The 24,353-nt window shown below is 38.2% G+C and carries 20 protein-coding genes; 19 read left to right on the top strand and 1 reads right to left on the bottom strand.

The window, feature by feature from the left end:
- Positions 1–54: 54 nt before the first annotated feature.
- The 13 genes from KJS44_RS07930 to KJS44_RS07870 all read left to right on the top strand — a co-directional run bounded on the left by KJS44_RS07930 (position 55) and on the right by KJS44_RS07870 (position 16,472).
- Positions 55–1,716 carry a ribonuclease J gene (locus tag KJS44_RS07930; RefSeq protein WP_008688249.1) on the top strand — a complete coding sequence of 554 codons (1,662 nt, stop codon included), beginning with the start codon at positions 55–57 and terminating at the stop codon, positions 1,714–1,716.
- A gap of 26 nt (positions 1,717–1,742) precedes the next feature.
- Positions 1,743–4,139, top strand: a complete 2,397-nt coding sequence (locus KJS44_RS07925; protein ID WP_008688250.1) for a DNA translocase FtsK — start codon at positions 1,743–1,745, stop codon at positions 4,137–4,139.
- Complete coding sequence (locus KJS44_RS07920; RefSeq protein ID WP_008688252.1) at positions 4,132–5,640, top strand: YjjI family glycine radical enzyme; 1,509 nt, start codon at positions 4,132–4,134, stop codon at positions 5,638–5,640. Before KJS44_RS07925 ends, KJS44_RS07920 begins: the two co-directional genes overlap by 8 nt.
- Complete coding sequence (locus KJS44_RS07915; RefSeq protein ID WP_008688254.1) at positions 5,618–6,457, top strand: YjjW family glycine radical enzyme activase; 840 nt, start codon at positions 5,618–5,620, stop codon at positions 6,455–6,457. The genes KJS44_RS07920 and KJS44_RS07915 overlap by 23 nt, the downstream gene beginning before the upstream one ends.
- Before the next feature lie 96 nt (positions 6,458–6,553).
- A complete protein-coding gene (locus KJS44_RS07910) occupies positions 6,554–7,621 on the top strand; it encodes a BMP family lipoprotein (RefSeq protein ID WP_008688256.1) in 1,068 nt (355 codons plus the stop codon).
- 276 nt (positions 7,622–7,897) lie between these two features.
- Positions 7,898–9,424 (top strand): ABC transporter ATP-binding protein, encoded by a 1,527-nt coding sequence (locus tag KJS44_RS07905; protein WP_008688258.1) that lies wholly within the window; start codon positions 7,898–7,900, stop codon positions 9,422–9,424.
- Positions 9,421–10,524 carry an ABC transporter permease gene (locus KJS44_RS07900; protein ID WP_008688260.1) on the top strand — a complete coding sequence of 368 codons (1,104 nt, stop codon included), beginning with the start codon at positions 9,421–9,423 and terminating at the stop codon, positions 10,522–10,524. Before KJS44_RS07905 ends, KJS44_RS07900 begins: the two co-directional genes overlap by 4 nt.
- The gene (locus KJS44_RS07895; RefSeq protein WP_008688262.1) at positions 10,521–11,471 is read left to right on the top strand and encodes an ABC transporter permease; all 951 of its coding nucleotides are present in this window, start codon (positions 10,521–10,523) and stop codon (positions 11,469–11,471) included. Before KJS44_RS07900 ends, KJS44_RS07895 begins: the two co-directional genes overlap by 4 nt.
- 141 nt (positions 11,472–11,612) lie before the next feature.
- A complete protein-coding gene (gene yfmF, locus KJS44_RS07890) occupies positions 11,613–12,869 on the top strand; it encodes an EF-P 5-aminopentanol modification-associated protein YfmF (RefSeq protein WP_008688264.1) in 1,257 nt (418 codons plus the stop codon).
- Positions 12,850–14,133 (top strand): EF-P 5-aminopentanol modification-associated protein YfmH, encoded by a 1,284-nt coding sequence (gene yfmH, locus KJS44_RS07885; protein ID WP_008688267.1) that lies wholly within the window; start codon positions 12,850–12,852, stop codon positions 14,131–14,133. Before yfmF ends, yfmH begins: the two co-directional genes overlap by 20 nt.
- A gap of 176 nt (positions 14,134–14,309) precedes the next feature.
- Positions 14,310–14,636, top strand: a complete 327-nt coding sequence (locus tag KJS44_RS07880) for a single-stranded DNA-binding protein (RefSeq protein ID WP_008688269.1) — start codon at positions 14,310–14,312, stop codon at positions 14,634–14,636.
- Positions 14,637–14,862: 226 nt separating this feature from the next.
- Complete coding sequence (locus KJS44_RS07875) at positions 14,863–15,213, top strand: hypothetical protein (protein WP_008688272.1); 351 nt, start codon at positions 14,863–14,865, stop codon at positions 15,211–15,213.
- Between the two features lie 161 nt (positions 15,214–15,374).
- Positions 15,375–16,472 carry a glycerol dehydrogenase gene (locus tag KJS44_RS07870; RefSeq protein WP_008688273.1) on the top strand — a complete coding sequence of 366 codons (1,098 nt, stop codon included), beginning with the start codon at positions 15,375–15,377 and terminating at the stop codon, positions 16,470–16,472.
- Between the two features lie 130 nt (positions 16,473–16,602).
- Here the strand turns inward: KJS44_RS07870 and rpsD are convergent, their stop codons facing one another.
- Positions 16,603–17,205, bottom strand: a complete 603-nt coding sequence (rpsD, locus tag KJS44_RS07865) for a 30S ribosomal protein S4 (RefSeq protein ID WP_008688275.1) — start codon at positions 17,203–17,205, stop codon at positions 16,603–16,605.
- A 329-nt stretch (positions 17,206–17,534) separates the two neighbouring features.
- Between rpsD and KJS44_RS07860 the strand changes: the two genes are divergently transcribed.
- The 6 genes from KJS44_RS07860 to KJS44_RS07835 all read left to right on the top strand — a co-directional run bounded on the left by KJS44_RS07860 (position 17,535) and on the right by KJS44_RS07835 (position 24,336).
- Positions 17,535–19,289 (top strand): septation ring formation regulator EzrA, encoded by a 1,755-nt coding sequence (locus KJS44_RS07860; RefSeq protein WP_008688277.1) that lies wholly within the window; start codon positions 17,535–17,537, stop codon positions 19,287–19,289.
- 1 nt (position 19,290) lies between these two features.
- Entirely contained in the window at positions 19,291–20,421 is a 1,131-nt protein-coding gene (locus KJS44_RS07855) for a cysteine desulfurase family protein (protein WP_008688279.1), read from the top strand.
- On the top strand, positions 20,402–21,619 hold the full coding sequence (gene thiI, locus KJS44_RS07850; RefSeq protein WP_008688281.1) for a tRNA uracil 4-sulfurtransferase ThiI: 1,218 nt from the start codon (positions 20,402–20,404) through the stop codon (positions 21,617–21,619). Before KJS44_RS07855 ends, thiI begins: the two co-directional genes overlap by 20 nt.
- 47 nt (positions 21,620–21,666) lie before the next feature.
- Positions 21,667–21,909, top strand: coding sequence for a hypothetical protein (locus KJS44_RS07845; RefSeq protein WP_008688283.1), 243 nt, complete (start codon positions 21,667–21,669; stop codon positions 21,907–21,909).
- Between the two features lie 247 nt (positions 21,910–22,156).
- Positions 22,157–23,761 carry a single-stranded-DNA-specific exonuclease RecJ gene (locus KJS44_RS07840; protein ID WP_017144658.1) on the top strand — a complete coding sequence of 535 codons (1,605 nt, stop codon included), beginning with the start codon at positions 22,157–22,159 and terminating at the stop codon, positions 23,759–23,761.
- 59 nt (positions 23,762–23,820) lie between these two features.
- Positions 23,821–24,336 carry an adenine phosphoribosyltransferase gene (locus tag KJS44_RS07835; protein WP_008688285.1) on the top strand — a complete coding sequence of 172 codons (516 nt, stop codon included), beginning with the start codon at positions 23,821–23,823 and terminating at the stop codon, positions 24,334–24,336.
- The last annotated feature ends 17 nt before the right edge of the window (positions 24,337–24,353 follow it).

The raw sequence follows: 24,353 nt of genomic DNA, 5'->3' as shown, positions 1-24,353 counted from the left end.
AGAATGAAACAATAAGAAAACATAATAACAATATGAAAACGGAGGTAACGATTTATGGATCAAGTACGCATTTTTGCGCTTGGTGGACTTGATGAAGATGGCAAGAATATGCTTGTCGTTGAAGTCAATGAAGCTATATTTATTATTGAAGCCGGATTAAAATATCCGGATACAGGACAGTTAGGAGTGGAATTCATCATTCCGGATTTCTCTTATCTGATCGAAAACAAAGAACGTATTCAAGGGATCTTCATCACCCATGCCCATGATGATGTAGTGGCAGCCTTGCCATATTTATTAAAACAGGTGAATGCGCCAGTGTATACAGGTGCTTTAACTGCGAATATCATTCATGAGATGCTAAAAAAAGAAGGCATAAAGAATGCAAAGATTCATCGTTTAAAACGCTGCAGTAAGCAGACAATTGGCGGTGTCAAAATACGTACATTCCCAATGACACATGCATTTCCTGACAATTTTGGATTGGCGATCAGTACCGATCAGGGATATATCGTCTATACAGGAGAATTTATCGTAGATTATGATATGCTTCAAAAAGAATATTTATGTGATTTAAACGAATTAAGTGATATAGGAAAAAAAGGTGTTTTGTGTCTGTTGTGTGAATCCCAGGGCGCTGATAAGAGTGGACACACGGCTCCTAAACATCGCATTACATCTTTGATTGAACCGATTTTTGAAGCTAGTGAAGGAACACGAATTTTGATTTCCTGTTATTCCCAAAGTTTATTCCGCATCATAGAAATTATTGAATTGGCGAAAAAGTTTAATCGCAAGATCTTTTTTCATGATAAAGGAATTCGTGAACTGTTAAAACATTTAGAAACGATGAAATACTATCGCGTTCCTAAAGAGATGGAAATCAATGAAAAGAACTTTAGTGATGACATGGAAGATGTTGTCGTTTTGATTAGTGGCAATGGTAAAAATCTGTTCCGTACGATGACAAATATCGCTAATCATGAAGATGCGCATGTAAGTTTCCGTACGAGTGATACGATTATTGTAGCCAGTCCAATTGTCAGTGGTACAGAATTAGATGCCAGCAATATGGAAAACGAAATTTATAAAGAGGGCGGCAAGATTTATACGCTGGATTCTAAAACCGTATTATCTATGCATCCATCCAGTGAAGATCTGAAAATGATGCTGTATCTCTTCCAACCTAAATATTATATACCGATCAAAGGCGAGTATCGTCATTTATATGTAAATGCAAATTTAGCAACGAAAATGGGGTATTCACCCGATCGTATTCTGATTTTGGAAAACGGACAGATTGCCTTATTTGAAAATAAAATCTTAAAGAGTGTCGCACAGCGTCTGGAATTAGAAGATACGATGATTGACGGTAAGGAAAATTGGGATGTGACAGGTGTTGTCTTGAAGGATCGTGAGGTTCTATCGACAGATGGGGTGATGATCATCGGTGTTGGTGTTAATCATAAGACGAAGGAAATATCCAATGGTCCGGATGTGCAGACTAGAGGGCTGATTTATTTAAAGGATGCAGAATATATCATTAAAGAAGTCGGTAATATCATGGAAAACTGTATCGAAAAAGCAGTAAAAGAAAAACGTTATGATAATTTGACAGTACGTGCAGAAGCGCGCGATAAGATCAGTAAATATTTAATGAAGGAAACCGGGAAACGCCCGATGGTCTTACCGGTCATTATGGAAATTAATTCATAAGTATTTTGTAGAGAAGGGAGGACAGTATGGCAGCAAAAAAGAAAACAAAGAAAGCGCAAAAGAAAAAACAGGCAGCTGAAAATGAAATTCTGGTTTATATTTATGCTTTGGTCCTCATTACCTTATCCATTATCGGATGTCTGGAAATTGGCTTTTTAGGCAATCTGATCACAGGTGTTATCCAATATGTGACTGGAAATCTATATGGTGTCGTTTACGGTCTTATCATTGTTTTTTCCTTCATGTGGATGCTTAAGAAAAATATTAGCGATGTACCTCTGAAATATACAACAGGGGTCATCGTTTTACTGAGCGCATGGCTAATTGCGGCAAGTTTGCCTAATGATGAAAAACTAACGGGGATGGACATACTATCCCATTTTCTTGGCAACAGTGCGCAAGTTTTTCATGGTGAACAGATTGGTGGTGGACTAATTGGTGCTTTTCTTGTGTCCATCACGACTTTTTTGGTGGATTATACGGGTACTAAGATCATTATCATCGCTTTAGTGGTCTTAGGCTGTATTTTGCTTATATCAGGGCCTTTATTTGCGTATTTACGGCAAGGGGCATCCGCATTCCAAAAGCCTTTTTCCTCAATGAAAGAAAATGCTCAAGCCAAACGTGAACAGCGACGAAATAAGAAAGCGTTGAAAAAGGAACAAAAGGTCGAAAAGACGAGTGAACAAGCAAATACCACACCTGCTAAGGAAAGCATGTTTGGTAAGATCAACTTGGAAGAACGCGTTCGTCCAGGACAGGTGTCTTTCTTAGATGTGGATGATGAGTTTGATATTATTACGGATGGTCGCAATGATGCTTTTGAACCGCTTGTGTCAAGCCAGGATGCTCATGAGGAAGAGGATGAGGTTGTCATAGGTTTTGGTACAGCTTCAAAAGCCGTGCAACAGCAAAAGGAAGATAAACGAATCATTGAAGAAACGATAGGAAAAAGTGATACATTCGTAAGTAGTTTTAAAGAGGATTGGTCAAAATATAAGTTGCCTAAGCTGACCTTGTTAAATGATATAGGAAAAAAAGCCCGCAGTACTGCGAATATCAAGGCAGCAAATGAAAGTGGCCAGCGGTTGATTGAAATCTTAGATGAATTTGGTGTACGTGCTACTTTAATGGCTACGCACATTGGACCATCTGTCACTAAATTTGAAGTAAAGCCGGATCTTGGCGTGCGTGTCAATAAAATCAGCAATTTGCAATATGATATTAAAATGGCACTAGCAGCAAAAGATATCCGAATTGAAGCACCGATACCTGGCAAAAGTGCTGTTGGCATCGAGATTCCCAATGTGGAAAAAACTAGTGTTAGCATGAAAGAATTGATGAAATCAGTTCCGGAAAAGTACCAGGATAAAAAAATGTTGTTTGCCTTAGGAAAAGATCTCATGGGCAGCTGTGTATATGGAGAACTCAACAAGATGCCCCATTTGTTAATTGCTGGAGCAACCGGAAGCGGGAAAAGTGTATGTGTGAATTCTATCATTACCTCTATATTAATGCGTGCAAGACCAGATGAGGTCAAGTTGCTATTAGTAGATCCCAAAAAGGTGGAGTTTACACCTTATAAGCAAATTCCCCATCTGTTAGGTCCGGTCATTACCGATGGAGAGGAAGCAAATCGCGCCTTAAAGGTAATTGTGGCCATGATGGATAAACGCTATGAACTATTTGCTATGGCGGGTGTACGTAACATTGCCGGCTATAATACATATATTGAAAATCATCCTGAGGATGGTTTAGAAAAACTACCGTGGATCGTTGTCATCATAGATGAATTAGCTGATTTAATGTTAGTTGCAGCGAAAGAGGTTGAAGCAAGTATTCAACGTATTACGCAGTTGGCACGCGCAGCCGGGATTCATTTGATCGTAGCCACACAACGCCCTAGTGTCGATGTTATCACTGGTGTCATTAAGGCCAATATTCCATCGCGTATCGCTTTTGCGGTATCTAGCGCTGTGGATTCACGAACGATACTGGACCAGATGGGTGCAGAAAAGCTCTTAGGTTATGGAGATATGTTATATATCCCGGTGGGAGAGACCAATCCTACCCGTGTACAAGGTGTGTTTGTAAGTGATGCGGAGGTACAGAGCATTTGTGACTTTGTCAGTGCCCAAGGAAAACCCAAATATGAGGATGCTTTTTTACGTTTAGAGGCTGTAGATAGTGAATATGCTGCTACGCAGGAAAGTGCAGATCCCTTGTATGAAGAGGTAAAATCTTTTATAATAAGTACTAGGAAGGCTAGTACATCATTGATACAGCGTAAGTTCAGTATTGGCTATGCCAGAGCTGCGCGGTTGATCGACGTATTGGAGGAACAAGGCGTTATCGGACCTAGTCGTGGTTCTAAGCCGCGTGAGGTGCTTGTACGCTATGAGGAGGATGATTTTGATGAGTAGAGTAAAAGATATTATCAGTGACCCTACACTAACTTATCAGCAACAATTATTGGCATTAGCCAGATTGGCTGAAAACGATGATGATTCATTACCTTTAAAACCGGAGATGAAAAAGGCATTGGAGGAAGAAACTTTATGTGATTTAGGAGAAGGAAGAGCACCTTATCGCCCTCGCTATATCTTGCCGGATTATCAAAAGTTGATGAAAGAAGGTTGCGCATTTTTAGGCTTGCAGCCACCGACAGATATCTGGGAAGCTACCAATGCTTTATTAATTATGTACAAACATGTTCCAAGCATTACTTCTTTTCCTGTCTATCTGGGTAACTTTGCTGATTTATTCACTCCATTTGATAAGGACGAAGAAGAAACGCGTAAAGCGTTGCGTCTGTTTTTGCTGCATATCGATAAAACGTTGACGGATTCTTTTGTACATGCCAACATCGGACCAGAAGATTGTCGTGTGGCAAGAATCATCTTAGATCTAACAAAAGAAATGCAGTTAGCAATACCAAATGTTACTTTATTGTATGATCCAGAACGGACAAGCGATGAGTTTGCGAAAGCCTGCATTGATTGTATGCTGGCAACAGCTAAACCAAGCTTTGCTAATGATGTCATGTATCGACAAGATGGTATCGGAGAATATGGCATCGCCAGTTGCTACAATGCGTTAAAGATCGGTGGAGGCGGTTATACGCTGCCAAGAATACGCTTATATAATGTAGCTAGCAAGGCAAAAGATAAAGCTGATTTCATGGAGCATATCTTACCATATTATGTAAACATGATGTTAGAATTTATGGACGATCGTATTCGCTATATCGTAGAGGAAAGTAACTTTTTCAAGGCTAATTTCTTGGTAAAAGAAGGCTTTGTTAAACGTGAAAACTTCACAGGTATGTTTGGTGTTGTAGGCTTGGCAGAATGCTGCAACCATCTTTTAGGTATAAAAGATCCTAAGGAAGGTTATGGACATAATGAAAAAGCACATCAACTTGGTGTCGAAATCATGAATGCGATTGAAACGATGGTAAAAAACCATCATGGTCTGTATTGTGAAGGCTGTCATAACCAATATGTGCTGCATGCACAGGTTGGTATCGACAGTGATGGCCGCGAAAATTCACCAGGTGCTCGTATCCCGATTGGCTGTGAACCGGATTTATGTGATCATATCGCTGTAGAGTGCAATTTCCATAAGTATTTTGTATCCGGAATCGGTGATATCTTTAAATTTGATGATACATGGAACAATACACCGGATGCATTATTGGATATCATCAAGGGAGCCTTTGCTCAAGGTATGCGCTATTTTACCGGCTATAATGCGGATAATGATGTAGTACGCGTGACCGGATATCTGGTAAAGAAAAGTGAAATTGAAAAATTGGACCGCCAAGAAGCAAGTTTGAATAATGTGACCGTGTTTGGACAGGGAGCACGTAACACAGCAAACGCTCTGGATCGTCGTGTATATGATGAAAGCGCCCGTAAATAAGATCATTCCTTTTTCCAATGTAGATGGCCCAGGTAATCGCTGCGCCATCTTTTTTCAAAGCTGTCCCTTCTCCTGTCTGTATTGCCATAATCCCGAAACAATCCATATGTGCATGCATTGCGGGGACTGCGTTACAACTTGTCCAACAAACGCTTTGACATTGGAAGCGGGAAAGGTCTTGTGGAATTCTGATAAATGCGTAGATTGTGATACATGTATTCATACGTGTACGCATTTAGCATCACCTAAGATACGCTATATGAGCGTAGAAGAATTAGTTGAGCAAATTAAAGCTAAAAAAGCTTTTCTGCGAGGAATCACGGTGAGTGGAGGAGAGTGTATGAATCATGCGGCTTTCCTATTGGACCTATTTAAAAAAGTAAAAAAGCTTGGGTTAACATGTTTGATTGACAGTAATGGGTATTACGACTTTTCACAATATCCTCAGCTGATGGCAGTTTGTGATGGGGTCATGTTGGATGTCAAAGCAGTTGATGCAAAATTTCATCAATATCTTACCGGCTGTGACAATACTATGGTATTAAAAAATCTAGCGTATTTATTACATACACAGAAGTTGGAAGAAGTACGTACGGTGATTTTACCTAATCAAGATGAACAAAATGAGAAAACAGTACGCTATGTCAGTGAGCTTTTGAAACAGCAAAGTCGATATAAGCTGATACGCTACCGCCAGTATGGAGTGCGTGAAGAAGGTTTGAAAGCGCTGGGAAATACAACGGTTTCGCAAATGTACGTGGCTCAGTATAAGCAAATCTGTGAGGAAAATGGTAATACGACTTCTATCATAATCTAGGGCTTTGTAAGGGCTTAATTTCTTGACAAAAGATAAGATTAATTGTAAACTTTTGATAGGACCATTAGGAAGGTCAAATAAATGGAGGAGAACCTTATGAACAAATTTGCAAAACTGAGTTTGGTCGCGATGATGGCTGCGACAACTCTTGCCGGTTGCGGCAGCAAAGACGATGGTGACAGCAAGAAGAAAGACTGTCCGGTAAAAATCGGCTTTGTTACGGATACCGGTGGTATTGATGACCACTCATTCAATGAGGGTTCATGGAAAGGTATTGAAAAGTTCGCAAAAGACAATAATATCAGTACGGACTGCATCAAGTATCTACAATCAAAAGGTGATGCTGACTATGAACCAAACCTAAATCAGTTATCAGAAGATGGTTATGATTTAGTTGTTGCAGCTGGTTATAAATTTAATGATGCAATGGCAAATGTATCAAAAGCAAATCCAGATACAAAATTCTTGGTCATCGATACGGTGATTGATTCTGAAAACGTACAGAGTGCTACCTTTAAAGCAGAAGAATCTTCTTATTTAGCTGGTGTAGCTGCAGCTATGCAGGCAAAGGCTGAAGGCGGAAATGCTGTTGGCTTTATCGGTGGTGAAGATGTTGATTTGATTCGTGCTTTCCAGGCTGGTTTTGAACAAGGTGTTAAATCAGTAGATAAAAACATCAAGATTTATGTAGATTATGCTGGTGGTTATGATAAAACGGAAAAAGGTACATCTTTAGCTGAAAAACATTACTCTGCAGGCGCTAAGGTTATTTATCACGCAGCAGGTGGTACTGGCAACGGTGTCTTCGCTGCAGCCAAAGACCGCGCTAAAAAAGGTGAAAAAGTTTGGGTTATCGGTGTTGATTCCGATCAGTTCAGCACAGGTATCTATGATAAGAAAGAAAATAAATCTGTAACTTTAACTTCTGCTTTGAAACGTGTAGATGCTGTTACAGAGGCTGTTTCTAAATCTGTATTGGACAACAAGTTTAAAGCTGGTTTGCAGACTTATGACAGTTCAAATGATGGTGTAGGTTTACCTGATGAAAACCCTAACCTGTCTGATGACATCAAGAAAGCTGTTGAAGATGCATCTGCTAAAATCAAATCTGGTGAAATCAAAGTTTCTGCAGAACGTACGATTGCTCCAGGAAGCAACGGTTAATTATTTCTACATATGTGATAAAGTCTCTCTTGTGAGAGGCTTTTTTTGCATGAAAGAGAGTAACGTAAAGATAAAAAAGTTATTCTTTTCCTGTCTGTTTTTGTATATTTCCTAATAAAAAATATGATATAATAAATCAGTAATAAGCAATCATTTGCGTAACTCGCCTACTACATGGAGTGTGTGAATCCTTTGTAAGATATGAGTACGCATGATTTGCTATAACGAAAACATTATTTTCGTATATTGTTTTCATGAATCTAAAGGAGGAAACCTATGACTTATGCAGTTGAACTGCTGAATATCACAAAAGATTTTCCTGGTATTCGTGCAAATGACAATGTGACTGTACGCCTAAAGCAAGGGAGCATTCATGCTTTGCTTGGTGAAAATGGTGCGGGAAAATCCACACTGATGTCCATTTTGTTTGGCTTATATCAGCCAACCAGTGGGACGATCAAGGTAAATGGCAAAGAAGTCAAGATCAATGATCCAAATGATGCAACCCAGCTAGGCATTGGTATGGTGCACCAGCATTTTAAACTGGTGGAATGCTTTACAGTTACTGAAAATATCATCCTTGGTATGGAACCTACCAAATTTGGTATGGTAGATATTAAATCAGCGGCGAAGAAAATCGAAGAATTTTCTAAGATGTATGGTTTAAATGTTGATCCATATGCCAAAATTTCCGATATTACGGTTGGCATGCAACAGCGTGTAGAAATATTAAAAATGCTCTACCGCAATGCAAACATTTTGATTTTTGATGAACCTACTGCTGTATTAACACCACAGGAAATTGAAGATTTGATGGAAATCATGCAAAAGCTGATTAAAGAAGGAAAAAGTATTTTGCTTATCACACATAAGCTGAATGAAATCAAGCAAGTTGCTGATGAGTGCAGTGTATTGCGTCGTGGAAAATATATCGGTACGGTCAATGTTGCGGAAACATCGACACAGCAAATGGCCGAAATGATGGTCGGTCGTGAAGTGAATTTTAAGGTAGAAAAAGGACCCCATGCTCCTGGTGAGGTAGTTTTGGAAACAAGACATCTGAATGTAAAAAATAGTAAAGGCGTCTTAGGACTTAAGGATTTTAATTTAAGCGTACGGGCAGGGGAAATCGTTGGTATTGCTGGTATTGATGGAAATGGACAGGAAGAACTTGTGCATGCATTAAGCGGTTTGACCTCTGTAGAGAGCGGTGAAATTCTTTTAAAGGGTGAAAATATTACCCATACAAGCATTCGTGATCGTTTTGATAAAGGAATGGGACATATACCAGAAGATCGTCATAAGCATGGACTCATACTTGATTTCCATTTAAAAGAAAACTTTATTATTCATGAATATGATCGTAAGCCATATTGTAAAAATATGATCATGCAACAAGATGTTATGGATGCGTATGCGGATAAACTGATTGAAGAATTTGATGTGCGAAGCGGTGAAGGCAAGGATTCCCTTACACGCAGTATGTCCGGTGGTAATCAGCAAAAAGCAATTATTGCCCGTGAGATTGAGCGCAGTCCTGATTTGTTATTAGTCGTACAACCAACGCGTGGTTTAGATGTTGGGGCAATTGAATACATACATAAAAGAATCATCGCTGAGCGTGATGCAGGAAAAGCCGTTCTTCTAGTATCTTTTGAGTTAGATGAAGTTCTGGATCTTTCCGATCGTATTGTTGTTCTATTTGACGGACATAAAAATGGGGAAATGCTGGCAAAAGATACGGATGACAAGGAATTGGGTCTTTATATGTCAGGTTCAAAGAAGGGAAGTGAAGATGAATGAAAAATAAAGATGCTTTAAAAATATCACTTCTGGCAATTCTGTTTGGTGTTTTGTTAGGAGTTGTTATCCTTCTCTTAACAGGACGTGATCCTTTCTATTTGTTTTATGGTTTAGTGCGTGGTGCCAGTGGTCTAGATTTAATCAAAGGTGGCTCTATCAATCCGCGTTATATCGGTGAATTTATTGTTGCTAGTATGCCAATTATTTTAACGGGACTATCGGTTGCCTTTGCTTATCGTACCGGTTTGTTTAATATCGGTGCAGAAGGGCAGCTAATGGTGGGAGCTTGCGCATCTATTGCAACTGCCGTCTTATTCCCACAGATTCCTGTTGTTCATATGCTCGTTTCTGTATTGGCAGGCATACTTGCGGGGGCTGCATGGGGCTTTTTGCCGGGAATCTTGAAGAGTAAGTTTAATCTTCATGAAGTTGTTATTTGTATTATGATGAATTATATCGGTATGTACTTAGCTAATTATGTATATGTTCAACTTCCGGGCTCGGATACGTCACGAACAGCTTTGATACCGGAATCAGCAAGCTTAAGTAATTCTTTCTTTGAATCTTTGACAAATCATTCGCGTTTAAATCTAGGTATTTTCTTTGTCATCCTAGCTGTTTTGGCATATTGGTTTATCATTGAGAAAACAAGCTTTGGATATGGCTTGCGTGCTACGGGATTTAATAAAGAAGGTGCTCGTTATGCCGGTATGAAGGTAGAGCGTAACATCGTCTATTCTATGATGATTGCTGGTGCAATGGCTGGCTTAGCCGGTGCGATCATTTCCCTTGGAACTTTTAACTATGGACGTGTATTATCTTCTTTTGAAAATTATGGTTTTGATGGTATTGCCGTTGCCTTAACGGGTGCCTGCAATGCTATTGGTGTTGTATTAGCTGGCTTATTGTTCGGTTTGTTAAAGGTGGCACAGCCAATCTTACAATCCGTAGGTATTCCTAAGGAAATCGGAGAGATTATATCAGCTGCTATCGTATTATTTGTGGCAATGCAGTATGGCATTCGCATTATATTAGATAAGTTATCGAAATTGCGTCATAAAAAGGACGCAAAAGAGCCGAAGGGAGAGAAGAGTGTATGACCTTATTATTTCAGATGTTTCCTTTGGCACTTGGTGTCGCTACTCCAATTGTTATATGTGCACTAGGTGGATTGTTTTCTGAACGAAGCGGTATAGTAAATATTGCATTGGAAGGCATTATGCTTGTTGGAGCCTTCTTTGGTGCTACCGTTTCTTTATTGTTGGAAAGTTCTTTTGGTAGTTTAGCACCTTGGATTGGTATTTTAGCCGGTTTGTTGGCAGGTTGTCTGTATTCTTTAATACATGCTTTTGTATCTGTAAGTTTAAAAGCAGATCAAACCATTTCTGGTACTGCATTAAATATGCTATCAACAGGACTTACTGTCTATCTATGTCAGATTATCTTTAATGCACAGCGTTCTGAACAATTCATTGAAAGCTTTTCAAGAATATCAGTGCCCGTTTTAAAGGATATACCAGTACTTGGACCATTATTCTTCACAAATGTATTTCCAACCTTTTATTTAGCGATTGCTTTAGCAATCATTACCTGGTTCGTTGTATTTAAGACAAAGTTTGGTCTGCATCTGCGCTCTTGTGGTGAGTATCCGCAAGCCAGTGCTTCCATGGGAATCCATGTGGAAAAAATGCGCTATATCGGTGTCTTGATTTCCGGTTGCTTAGGTGGTTTAGCAGGTGCTATCATGGTACTGTCATTGGATGTTCAGTTTACCGTATTCTCTATTCATGGAATTGGTTTTATATCCATGGCATGTTTGATTTTTGGTAAGTGGAAACCATTTGGCTGTTTAGGGGCCGGTATCTTCTTTGGTTTCTCACAGGTGTTGAGTGATTATTCTGGACAGATTCCCTTCTTAAAATCGCTGCCTAGTGAAGTATTCTTTGCTTTGCCATATCTGTTGACAATTATCGCCTTATTGCTATTTGCCCGCAGTTCCGTAGGACCTAAGGCATCTGGTGAGATATATGATTCAGGTAAACGTTAAAAAGAATGTCAAAATAATCTGATAGAATCGTCGTCTGCTATTGCCGACGGTTCTTTTTTTGTATTGTATATGGTATAATATGCCAATAATGATATAAAAATAATTTGATTGTTCATACTAATAACTACGGAGGTAGAAGATATGCAAATAACAAATGGCATTCAGGTACAATTTATTCCAACTACAAAGTTTAAAGATATCGGCATCAGTGTGCGCTTTCGCAATACCTTACAAGATGGTAAATCAGCAAAGCGCTCATTACTGGCACTCATGTTGGTAGACCGCTGTCAGAAATATGATACAAAATTAAAGATGAGTGAGATGCAGGATGAGCTTTATGGTGCGACTTTAACAGCTCAAACAGCCGGTTTTGGTGCAAGTCAGATCATTGAACTACGTTCAAAAATCATTAATCCATCTTTTCTAAATGAAGAAAACACCCTGTTAGAAGATACCTTTGCGTTTCTCCATGAGGTTATTTTCTCACCGTTGCTCAAAGAAGAGGTGTTTCATGAAAACAAAGAAATCTTGTTGGCAAAAATCAAACGAATGCAAGATGATCCATCACAATATGCTATTACATGCGGTTTACAAGAGGCAGGCAAGGGAACGCCTTTAGGAATCTCGGCGCTTGGAACTTATGAGCAAGTTGAACAATTGACACTATCCGATATTCAACAGATTTATCAAGAGATGATGAAAGAAGATTTAATCGATATTCTTGTTTGTGGTGACATAGAAGAAGATAGCATTTTAAAGTTGGTAAAAGAAACACTGCGTTTCACACCGCGTAATACGCAAATGCAAAGCTGGTATTGTGTTGAAAATGAGCGAAAGAGTGAGACTAAACGATTAACCAAACATATTTCACAAAGCTACATCATGATGACCTGGTTTACCCATACCCCGATTACCGATGAAAAATATTATGCATTACGTGTGGCAAATGCTGTGTTTGGACAATATTCAACATCTTTACTTTTTCAAGAAGTTCGTGAAAAACGCAGCTTGTGTTATTCCATTTTTTCGAACTTGATTAGCTATGATGGTGCTATGGGAGTGACTACAGGAATTGAGAAAGAACATATCGATAAAACAATGGAATTAATTCAAACACAATTCCACCGTGTTTGTGAGGGGGATTTTAGCGAAGATTTGTTAAATACCAGTAAACGTATGGTCATTAATTCTTTAAAAGCCAGTGAGGATAGCATGTATTCTTTGATGGCATTCGCTTATCAAAATGCTTTATTACAAAGGGATTATAGTGTATCAGATTTGATGGATATGGTAGAGAAGGTAACGCGTGAGGAAGTTATGGAAGTCATGAAGCGTTGTGAGTATAAGATGGGAGTCGTAGTGACAAAGGAGGATGACGATGAAGAAAATTGTGAATGAGCGTTATCAAGAAACGCGCTTTGAAGAAACTTTAGAAAATGGTCTGCATGTTATCCTTTGGCAAAAAAAAGATTATGTGAAATCCATGTTTATGATGGTAACCCCTTTAGGTGCCATGGATATGAAACAGGTTGATGAAAATGGTAAAGAATATCATTTCCCTGCCGGTATTGCTCATTTTCTTGAACATAAGATGTTCGAAATGAAAGATGGGGATGTCATGGATGCTTTTTCAACAATGGGGGCAAATGTCAATGCTTTTACCTCCTATACAGAAACGGCATATTATTTCACCACAAGTAATGCAATCGAGGAACCATTGAAACTATTACTTGATTTTGTGCAAGAACTTGCCATTGATGAAGAAAGTGTAGAGAAAGAGAAGGGTATCATCATACAAGAACTCCATATGTATAAACAAATGAGCGATTCGCGTTTGCTGATGGAAACATATGCATCCTTGTATAAAAATCATCCACTACGCTATGATATTGGCGGTGATGATGACAGTGTGCAATCCATTACTTTAGAACAGTTAGAAGAATGTTATCGTATTAATTATCATCCTAGCAATATGGTGTTGGTGGGTGTTTGCAGCGAAGATCCTGAGAATATAATGAAAATCATACGCGAAAATCAGAGTGGTAAAAAATTCCCTAAAATGGCAGGTATCAAACGGTTAGAATTTGATGAAAGTGAAAAGCCAGCACGTGAGACTTATACATTTTCAATGGATGTTACGTTGCCAAAGGTATCCATCGCCTATAAGTTAGATGGTGTAGAGGATGTATCCCAACGCATGAAGGAAGAATGGTGTATTCGTATATTGCTCGATGCCTATTTCAGTTCGTTGTATCCAGATTTTCAAACATGGTTAGATGATAAGATTTTTAATGACTATGTGGGCTGTGAAGTAGACTTAGGAAAAGATTATGGAATGATTATGTTTTACGCCGAAACATTAAAACAAGAAAAATTTAAAGAAATTGTACAGGATACATTAAAGCGTATGGAATCTGGCGATATTGATAAAAAAGTGTTACAGCAATTGAAACGACGTTATTTTGGACAAGCGATACGAAGCTTAAACAGTTTTGATGATATTGTCATTACATCGGCTCGTTGCTACTTTGACAAGACAGATTTCTTTTCTTCAATGGATATTCTAGATGCTATTGATGAAAAAGATATTAAAGATGCAGCAAATAAGCTAAAGCAGGGACATTGCAGTATCGTTACGTTATTGCCAGAAAAAAGCAAGTAACTTTAACCAAATTTGTAAAATAGAGATGAAATAGGTTGGAAAGAGTATAAATAATCAGCTTGATTTCATCTTTTTTCTTTATTTCATACAAATACGTGAAATTGCACAAAGGAGCATCCTTTGACATAATGTAAGCCATAAAGAGACAACAAATGTTGTGAAAGGAGATTATTTATATGAATCTAGTGGCTTTTGTGGGAAATATTGTCGAACCTCCAAAGCTTCGTGAATCAGCGATGGGAAATAAATTCGCCGTGATGGAGATTAATGTACGAAGAGCATTTCCTAACAGTGAAGGGGTGTATGAAGTTGACACTTTGGCAGTTACGTTATGGAAAGGAATTGCCCAAACAACTTCCGAGGTTGCTCAAAAGGGTGACACGGTAGCAGTGAAGGGAAGAATACAATCGCATACGTTTGAAGGTAATGATGGGCAGCAACATCGATCTTATGATATTATTGCTGAATATGTATCATTGATACAAAGAGAGGGGCAAAGCTAAACAGCTTTTGTCCCGTTTTTTTAAGTATTATTATAGTATTGCTCTTTTTTAAATTCATAAGAATGCGTATCAAACTATGAGCGCACATTGGTTTGCTATATCAAAAAAGGGAAAAATCCATTTGCTTAATAACATATAAGAAAACTATTTGCATGTCATTGACTTTTACAAGAGATGGAGCATAATAGAAGTAAGAGATGACTTATGTAAAAAGGAGGTATGGAAAATGAAAAAAGATTTGTTTTATAAAATAACAGATTCGCACGAAATACTCTTTACAAAGTCAGAAAATCATCATTCCTTGCCGGCTAAGGCTAAAGTTGAAGTTATTATATCACCTGTCTTAAAGTCTGGCGGTGTTGAAGTTGCTAACGCGATTGCAAATGCGGCTAGTAGCAGTTTAGGAAATGGCAATGAAAAAGTCAATGTGGCAGTACAAGTATGTTTTGAAGATGAGACAAGAGAATTGTTGTTAATGAATGAAACACCATTAATCCGCAATAATCTTGATTATCACGAAGCTGTACGTCATGCCCGCAATCTGCAAGAGGCATTAAAAAAAGATTTGGTGTGTTAACTACCAATACATGAATTGATGTTAGGAAAAGTGTAGCATTGATGGCTGCACTTTTCTTTTTAATTGACAACATTAATATCATAACATTCTGACAATTATTGACAATTTCTATTACTCTATATAAAATATTGATAGGTATAGACAATAAGGAGGATTCTATCGTGGCAAAAATCTTAATCAGTCCTAGTAAATATGTGCAAGGACCTAAGGAACTGAAAAAACTGGGAAGCTATACGCAAGGGTATGGGAAAAAGGCTTTGATTCTTATTAGTGATGGCGGCTATAAACGTATTGGTAAAATGATCGAAGATAGCTTTGCAAAGAGTACTTGTGAATATCATTTTGACTTTTTTCATGGGGAGTGCAGCAAAAATGAAATCACTCGTTTATGCAATATCATGAAAGAAACAAAATGTGATTGCATCATTGGAGTAGGTGGAGGAAAAATATTTGATACGGCAAAAGCTGTGGCATATTATGAGAAAACGCCTGTGCTTATTTGTCCTACCATTGCTTCTACAGATGCACCTTGCAGCGCCTTATCTGTTATTTATACGGATGATGGTGTTTTTGAAGAATATCTGTTTTTACCAGCAAATCCAAACATGGTTTTAATGGATACAGATATTATTGTACAATCTCCTGTACGTTTAACGATGGCAGGAATCGGAGATGCCTTAGCAACTTATTTTGAGGCACGTGCTTGTGAGCAAAGTGATGCAATGAGTTGTGCAGGAGGTAAGACAACACAGGCAGCGATGGCCTTAGCAAGATTGTGCTTTGATACACTGATGGAAGAGGGTGTTAAGGCAAAAATAGCACTAGAGGCAAAAGCGTGTACACCAGCAGTTGAAAAAATTATCGAAGCAAATACATTATTATCTGGAATCGGCTTTGAAAGTGCTGGTTTGGCTGGTGCCCATGCGATTCATAATGGCTTAACAGTATTAGAAGAATGTCATGCAATGTATCATGGGGAAAAAGTGGCATTTGGTACCATCACACAACTTGTGTTGGAAAATGTTGATGCGCAGGAATTGCAGGAAATCATTGAATTCTGCATCGCATTAGGCTTGCCAGTCACTTTACAGCAGTTAGGTGTTCACGAAGTCACGAAAGAAAAAATTATGGCCGTGGCAGAAGCTGCTTGTGCTGAAAATGACACATTACACAATATGCCATTTGAGGTTACACCAGCAACCGTTTGTGATGCTATTCTGGCAGCGGATGCTTATGGACATTATTTCTTAGGCATTTAAAAAGAGAAGAAAGTTAAAACATCTGCAATATCTAATAAGATAATAGCAGATGTTTTTTTTGATAGGCTTCATATATAACATAAGACTATTAATAAATAAAAAAACCGGATTGCTCCGGTTTTTATGAACATTATCTGTTGTAGAATTCTACTACCAGCAGTTCGTTTACTTCCTGGTTCAGTTCGCTACGTTCAGGTAAGCGCAGGTAAGTACCTTTTTTAGCATCTTTATCAACGTCTACGAATGCTACTGTATTTAAGCAAGCTTCCAATGCTTCGTTGATGGCTGCTAAGTTCTTAGATTTTTCTTTAACTTCGATCGTTGTTCCTGGTTTTACGATAAAGCTAGGAATATCAACTTTCTTACCGTTTACTAAAATGTGTCCGTGGTTAACCAGCTGACGAGCAGCGCGACGTGTACGGGCAAATCCTAAACGATATACTAAGTTATCTAATCTAGATTCTAACAGGTTTAAGAAGTTTTCACCTGTTACACCTTTCATTTTACTAGCTTTAACAAACAGATTATGGAACTGACGTTCATTTAATCCATACATGTAGCGGATTTTCTGTTTTTCACGCAACTGTAAACCATAGTTCGTTAATTTTACACGTTTCGTAGGTCCGTGCTGACCTGGTGCGTATGCACGTTTCTGAAGTTCTTCTCCAGTTTCCAGAATTGAGAAACCCAAACGACGGGATGTTTTCCAAACTGGTCCTTTTACTCTTGACATTTCATGTCCTCCTTATTGTTTTATGGCTATAAAACAATAACAGTACAAATCATCATTACCTGGTGTCTTCGCTTACGATATCTTCGCTCTTAGGCAGCCGAGTTACGTGATATCCCGTATATGTATTACGTCAAAGACGCGCTTGTGTAAGACTTTGCATGCTGCTATCAATTTTACGCCATTATAGTGTATCAGAAAGTGGAAATGTTGTCAAATGGTTCCTTGCATTATTTACCATAAGAATTCTAGATCTCGATGAATTTTGTTTTCTCATTTTTACAGAATTATGATACAATATAAGCAATGAATGTGGATGAAAGAGGTGCCTTATGGAGAATTTTATAAATAATATAAAAAATGTCGTATCACTAGATATATTGATTTGGATCGTTGCTGCTATCATCGCTATCATCATTTTGACGATTATCATGATGGTCATTCGCCAAAAGAAAGCTAAGAAGCAATTGGATGATTGTGAGATTCGTTACAACAACTTAAAAGGCATACCTTTGGCATTTAAATTAAATAAAGCAGTTGCATTATCAAGAGTCAATGAATTGATGGCGGAAGGGGTAGATAGTTGCCGTAATGACTTTGATGAAATTCAGGATAAACTGAAAGAAAGCAGTGTGCAGCTGGCCGAAATAGATGATTTGATCTATGTGCATAAGGTAAAGACAGCCTTAAATCGCATGGAGGCTTTAGATAAAGAATTGACGCTTTTGGAATCACGTGTAGCGAATGTGAATAAAGCATTGGATGAGGTATTAGAACAGGAAAACGAGCAGCGTGTACATATTAATAGATTAAAAGATGAATTCCGTTTGATCAAACGAAAGATTTCAGAAAACCGAGCATCTTATGCACAGTCGTATGAATATCTGGAGATGGAAATTGCTAACATAGAAAAGATGTTTTCATCGTTTGAAGAATGGATGTTTGCTTCAGAATTCAACAAAGCTGCTGATGAACAAAAAGAAATTCGCGAGCACATTGCTCATCTAAATGATTTGGTAGACATACTTCCAGGTATGTATGAACGTGCAAAAGGTGTGTTACCTAGAGCAATCGATGAAGTCGGTTATGCATATGCACAAGCAAAGAATAAAGGGGTTTATCTGGAACATTTAGAAGTTCATAAAAATCTTGACTTCGTCAGCGATATGCTGAAAGAAAGTTTAAATCGTCTACGTAATGGGAAACCAGATGGAGTTAATGAAGATCTAAATGATTGTGAAAAACGTATTATTCAATTGCAAGAGCAGATTACCAAAGAAGAAAAAGCATTTGATGAGGTAGATGAAAACCTGGACATTCTTTTTGATAGTGTAAAAACCATGAATGCAGATGTTGAGGGAATTGAGGAACTCTATAATCGTGTATATGAACGATTTGGCTTTGAGAACTGGACCGATCGTTTAAAAGAGGTCAATGCAAAGCTAGCTGTATTAAACGATATGCAAAGAAAACTACAGCTAGTTATCCAGGAACAGAAAGAGCCATATACCTCTATTCTGATCGCTTATAAAGAATTGGAACAAAGCAGTGCTGTTTTTCATAATGAAGTAAGCGAAATGAAACAAAAATTAGATACAGCTTGCAGTGATGAAGAACGAGCGAAGAAACAAATGGTAAAACTACAGTTGATTTTGAATGAGATCCGGGTGAAAATGAGCAAACATCGCTTACCAAGTGTATCGAAAAAATATGAGGATGATTTGCATCGCGGGGAAGTGATGATCAAGGACATTCATGTGATTTTGGATAATTCGCCGTTAGATGTAAAACATTTGAATGCAGAGTTGCGTAAAGCCATTGATTATATTTATACTTTATATAATAGTGTGAATAATTTAGTTGGCATGGCAGTGATGGTAGAAAATGCCATTGTCTTTGGTAATCGTTATCGATCGACATATCCCGATATTGATTCAGAACTGACACGTGCCGATCTGTGTTTCCGTAATGGACAATACACCAAAGCTTTAAAAATTAGTATTCAATGTATTGAAAAGATGCATCCGGGTGCTTATGAAAAATTAATTGCTAAAAAAGATCCGCATCTATTGAAAGAGGAGGCATAAGATGATCTATTTAGATTATGCATCCACAACGCCAATTCGCAAAGAAGTACGTGAAACATATCAAATGTTATTAGAAAACTATTATGGAAATAGTGATTCATTACATGATGTAGGAAGGGCTACAGCAAAATTAATGGAACAAAGCCGTGCAGCAATTGCACAGCTTTTCCATGTGCAAAAGGATGAAATTCTTTTTACTTCCTGTGCGAGTGAATCTAACAACTATGCAATGAAAGGGTTTGCTTGGAAAAATGCCCACAGAGGGAAGCATATCATCTCAACCTGTGTAGAACATTCCAGTATCCATAATGCATTAGAACAGTTAAAAGAAACGTTTGGCTTTGAAGTGACGTATCTTCCTGTTTATGCCGATGGAACGATACATTTGGAAGATCTAAAAAAGGCATTGCGCAAGGACACCATACTTGTATCGATGATGCTTGTGAACAATGAAACGGGGGCTATCAATCCTATTAAAGAATGTGCAGCATATGTACATGCCTATTCGCGTGCCGTTTTTCATATGGATGGTGTACAAGGATTAGGAAAGATACCCATTTCTTTACACGATGTAGATATGGCAACCTTCTCAGCTCATAAAATTTATGGTTTGAAAGGAAGTGCCATTCTATATAAGAAACGCAATATTGAATTATTGCCGTTACTTAGTGGCGGTCAGCAAGAGCAAGGATTGCGCGCTGGAACAAGTAATGCGCCAACAAATATCGTATTTGCCAAAACACTGCGTTTGGCATTAGAGGAACAGGAAAAAGCTTATCAGTATGTACAAGAATTAAACATATATTTACGAAGGGAAATTGAAAATATAGAAGATATGGTCATCAATAGCCCGGCGGATGCCTCTTGTTTCATATTGAATTTTTCTGATTTGAAGATTGGCAGTGAGGTAATGTTAAACGCATTAAATGCAAAGGGTTTTTGTGTTTCTGCCCAAAGTACTTGTTCAAGTAAAAGTAAGGCGATTTCCCATGTGCTACTGGCAATGGGGTTAGGGGAAGTACGTGCGACGCATGCGATTCGTGTTTCCTTATCACATATGACAACAAAAGATGAAGTGGAAAAGTTTATAAAAGCACTAAAGGAGATCCATCATGACTATCGAACAAAATAAATTGACGTATGACCATATTTTGGTCCGCTTTGGTGAGTTATCCACCAAAGGAAAAAATCGCAAAGATTTCATTAAGCGATTACTGACGAATGTAAAAAATGCATTACGAGATTTTAATGAATTGACATACGAACGTACGCATGATCGTATGTATATCATGCTAAATGGTGAAGATCATGAAGCAGTAGCAAAACATTTGCAACAGGTGTTTGGCATTTCATCCTTTTCCTTTGCGGTGAAGGTGGCAAGTGATATTGAAGTCATCAAACAAACATGCCTAGTGTTGGCAAAACAAAGTGATGCGCAAACCTTTAAGATTGAGGCTAGGAGAAGTTTTAAACAATTTCCTATGGTATCGGATGAAATAAATCGAGAAGTTGCTGGAGAAATTTTACGTAATACAGATATAAAGGTAAATGTAAGAGAACCACAGTTACGCATACAGATTGAATTGCATCAAGAGGCAACCTATATCATGACAGGAAAAATCAAAGGTAATGGTGGTTATCCGGTAGGAGTAGGCGGAAAAGCCTTGGTAATGTTAAGTGGTGGCATAGATTCACCAGTGGCTTGCTACATGACGATGAAACGTGGGGTCGCTATTGAATGTATTCACTACGCATCTCCACCGTATACTTCACAGGCTGCACAGGATAAAGTGCTTGAATTAGCAAGAGCAATAGCTCCATATCAGGGACATATCCGTTTGCATATTATTCCTTTTACGGATTTACAGTTGGCCATTTATAAAAATTGTGATGAATCTTATGCAATCACGATCATGCGCAGGATGATGTATCGAATTGCAGAACGTGTGGCCCAAAAGCAAAATTGCCTCGCAATCGTGAATGGGGAGAGCATTGGACAAGTGGCCAGTCAGACGTTGGAAAGCATGCAAACGATCAATTGTGTTACAGATATGCCGGTGATTCGTCCGGTTGCTTGTTTGGATAAATTAGAAATTATTGATATTTCACAAAAAATCGGAACATATGATATATCGATACAGCCATTTGAAGACTGCTGTACGATATTTACACCAAAAAATCCGGTTACAAAGCCAACGAAACATCGTGCAGAGCGTTTAGAGGGACGATTTGATTTTACGTCTCTTATAGAAGATTGTATTGCTCGCATGGAAAGTGTGGATATATATCCAGGCCGTAACATGATAGAAGAAAACGAAAATATTTTTTAGTATAAGATGTTTATCCTCACCCATACTATTTGTGTGAGGTGATAAAAATGGAAAGAAGAAAACAGTTTCAGAATGAGAAACAGGATCAAGATTTGTACCAGTACGAAATGGGTATTGAATTAGGTGCAGATGTTGAAGCTGAAAAACGTAATCATCGTAATGAATACGATCGTGAACATTCTTCTTCTGATTTCAAAAATGATTTCAACAACAACCAGCAGAGAAATCGTAACCAGAATCAGCAGAACAATCGTTTCAACAACAGCAATTCCAACAACAACCAGCGTTAAGTAAACGCGTAATTAAAAAGTCATCAGACTTCTGAATCATCAGAAAGCTCTGGTGGCTTTTTTCTTTTGTTAACAGAAACACTATTTGAAGAGTAGTATCCTTTATTGTTTCAATGAAATCTCATTGAAGAAGATTGCTTTATTGGATGATTTAACATAATAGAAAGTATGACATAGGGGAATTCTTTTCGTGCCTTTTCCATGCGGATTGGTAAGAAATATGCTATGATATATCACGGTGATATTAATGAAGATAAATAAGCTATCGACACAACGAATGGAAGATATACAGAGTACTTTTGGTTTGCCTCCCTTATGCGCAAAGGTCTTAGCAGCAAAAGGTTTAGCCAATGATGAAATAGCAGCATTATTACAGGAGCCTAAACTCTCTGATCCGTTTTGTGCAAATGGTGTAAAAGAGGTGGCTGATCGTTTGTATCAAGCAAAGCAAAAGAAAGAAAAAGTATTGGTTTGTGGAGACTATGATGCAGATGGTATTTGCGCTACCGCTATTATGGTGGATGCTTTACGCTCTTATGGGATTGATTGTGGGTTTTATATTCCAAATCGATTTAGTGAAGGATATGGCTTACACGAGAATACCGTAGGTTTGGCTAAACAAAAGGGCTATACACTTTTAATAACCGTAGATAACGGTGTGAAAGCGAAAACGGCATTATCATTTGCACACACGATGGGAATTGATGTGATCGTTACAGATCATCACAGTATGGATGAAGAAGTCACATGTTTGCAACTGGTGCACCCAACATTGATGGGAGAATCATTTACGACATTAAGTGGTGCAGGTGTGGCTTTGATGCTTTCCAGGGCATTGATTGGTGAAAAAAAAGAACATGTCGTTTTGGCATGTGTGGCGGCAATTGCGGATGTCATGCCTTTGCATAAGGAAACAAGAGCGATTGTGAAATTAGGTATTTCTTATTTAAAACAGGGTATCTGTCCACCAATCCGTTTTCTGGCTAAAGAGCGTTATCCTAAGTGGGATGAGATGCTGATAGCTTATCAAATCGTGCCGAAACTAAATGTGACAGGTCGATTAGCGGATATGGTCAATGTAAATAATACGGTAAAATATTTATTGTCAACATCTATGGAAGAAATTCAACATGTGGCAAAACAAATAAATGACTTGAATGAAAAAAGAAAAGTCATGAGTGATGATATGCTTTTAAAAGCCAAAACCTTAGTGCATGAGGAATATCGATTTCAATTACTGTTTGATGATTCTTTTCATGAAGGGATGGCTGGACTTGTGGCCGGAAAATTGGCTGAAGAATTGCAAATGCCAGTTATGGTGGCAGCCCGCAATCAGGATCACTTTAAAGGAAGTATTCGTTCACAAGGTTTGTTGGATCTGACAACGTTTTTTGATGAATGTAAACCTTCTTTAGTTAGTTTTGGGGGACATAAAGCAGCGGCAGGCATAGGCTTTTCTTATGATAAAAAACAAGTGATTCAAGATTATGTTAACAGCCGTATGGAACAGGTTGTATTTGATAATGATAGTAGCTATGATGTCATTGCTGTGGAACGAAGCGAAATTACCATTGCAGAAGTTGAGAGTCTGCAGTTATTAGCACCATTTGGAGAAGGTTTTGAAGAACCGTTGTTCTTATTGGAAAAGCAGAAGGTGCAGGATTGCCGTAGCTTAAGCAAGGGAGCACATACCAAATGGATCTTATCTGATGATTTAGAAGCTATGCAGTTTCAAAGTCGCGATTGGGAATTCTATAACCCAGAGGCGACCCTGAATTTTATAGGAAATTTACGTATAAATTCTTTCATGGGACGAAAAAAAGTAAATATTTACGTCTCCAAGGCATATTAGCTGATGCAATTTATAAGAGAGTTTGCTATAATAAAAGAGACGTGTTAGGAGGCTTACACATGAATTATAAAGACTATATTGCCGATATTCCTGATTTTCCTCAGGAAGGCGTACTGTTTCGTGATATCACACCTTTAATGGCAGATGGTGAAGCATTTCATCAGGCTTGTGACGAAATGATCGCTTTTGCAAGAAAAGTAGGGGCTGAGGTTATTGTTGGACCAGAATCACGAGGATTTATCTTTGGCTGTCCGGTTGCTTATGAGCTGGGTATTGGTTTTATTCCTGTTCGCAAGCCGGGGAAATTGCCTAGAGAAACGGTAAGTGTTTCTTATGATTTAGAATATGGCAGTAATGAATTGCATGTACATAAAGATAGTATCAAAAAAGGTCAAAAAGTCTTGATCATTGATGATTTATTGGCGACCGGAGGTACGGTAGATGCAACAATTCAGATCGTTCAGGAATTGGGCGGTGAAGTTGTGGGCTGTGGTTTTCTAATTGAATTAGAAGGCTTACAGGGCAGAGAACATCTAAAAGATTATGAAGTGTTCTCCTTAATGTCTTATAAATAAAAAAGGGGAAGTTCCCC

This window comes from Longicatena caecimuris, assembly GCF_018406465.1.
In the GTDB taxonomy this organism is placed as follows: Bacteria; Bacillota_I; Bacilli_A; order Erysipelotrichales; family Erysipelotrichaceae; genus Longicatena; species Longicatena caecimuris.
The sequence above is the reverse complement of the archived record's forward strand: the minus strand, read 5'-3'. Positions and strand labels throughout refer to the sequence as shown.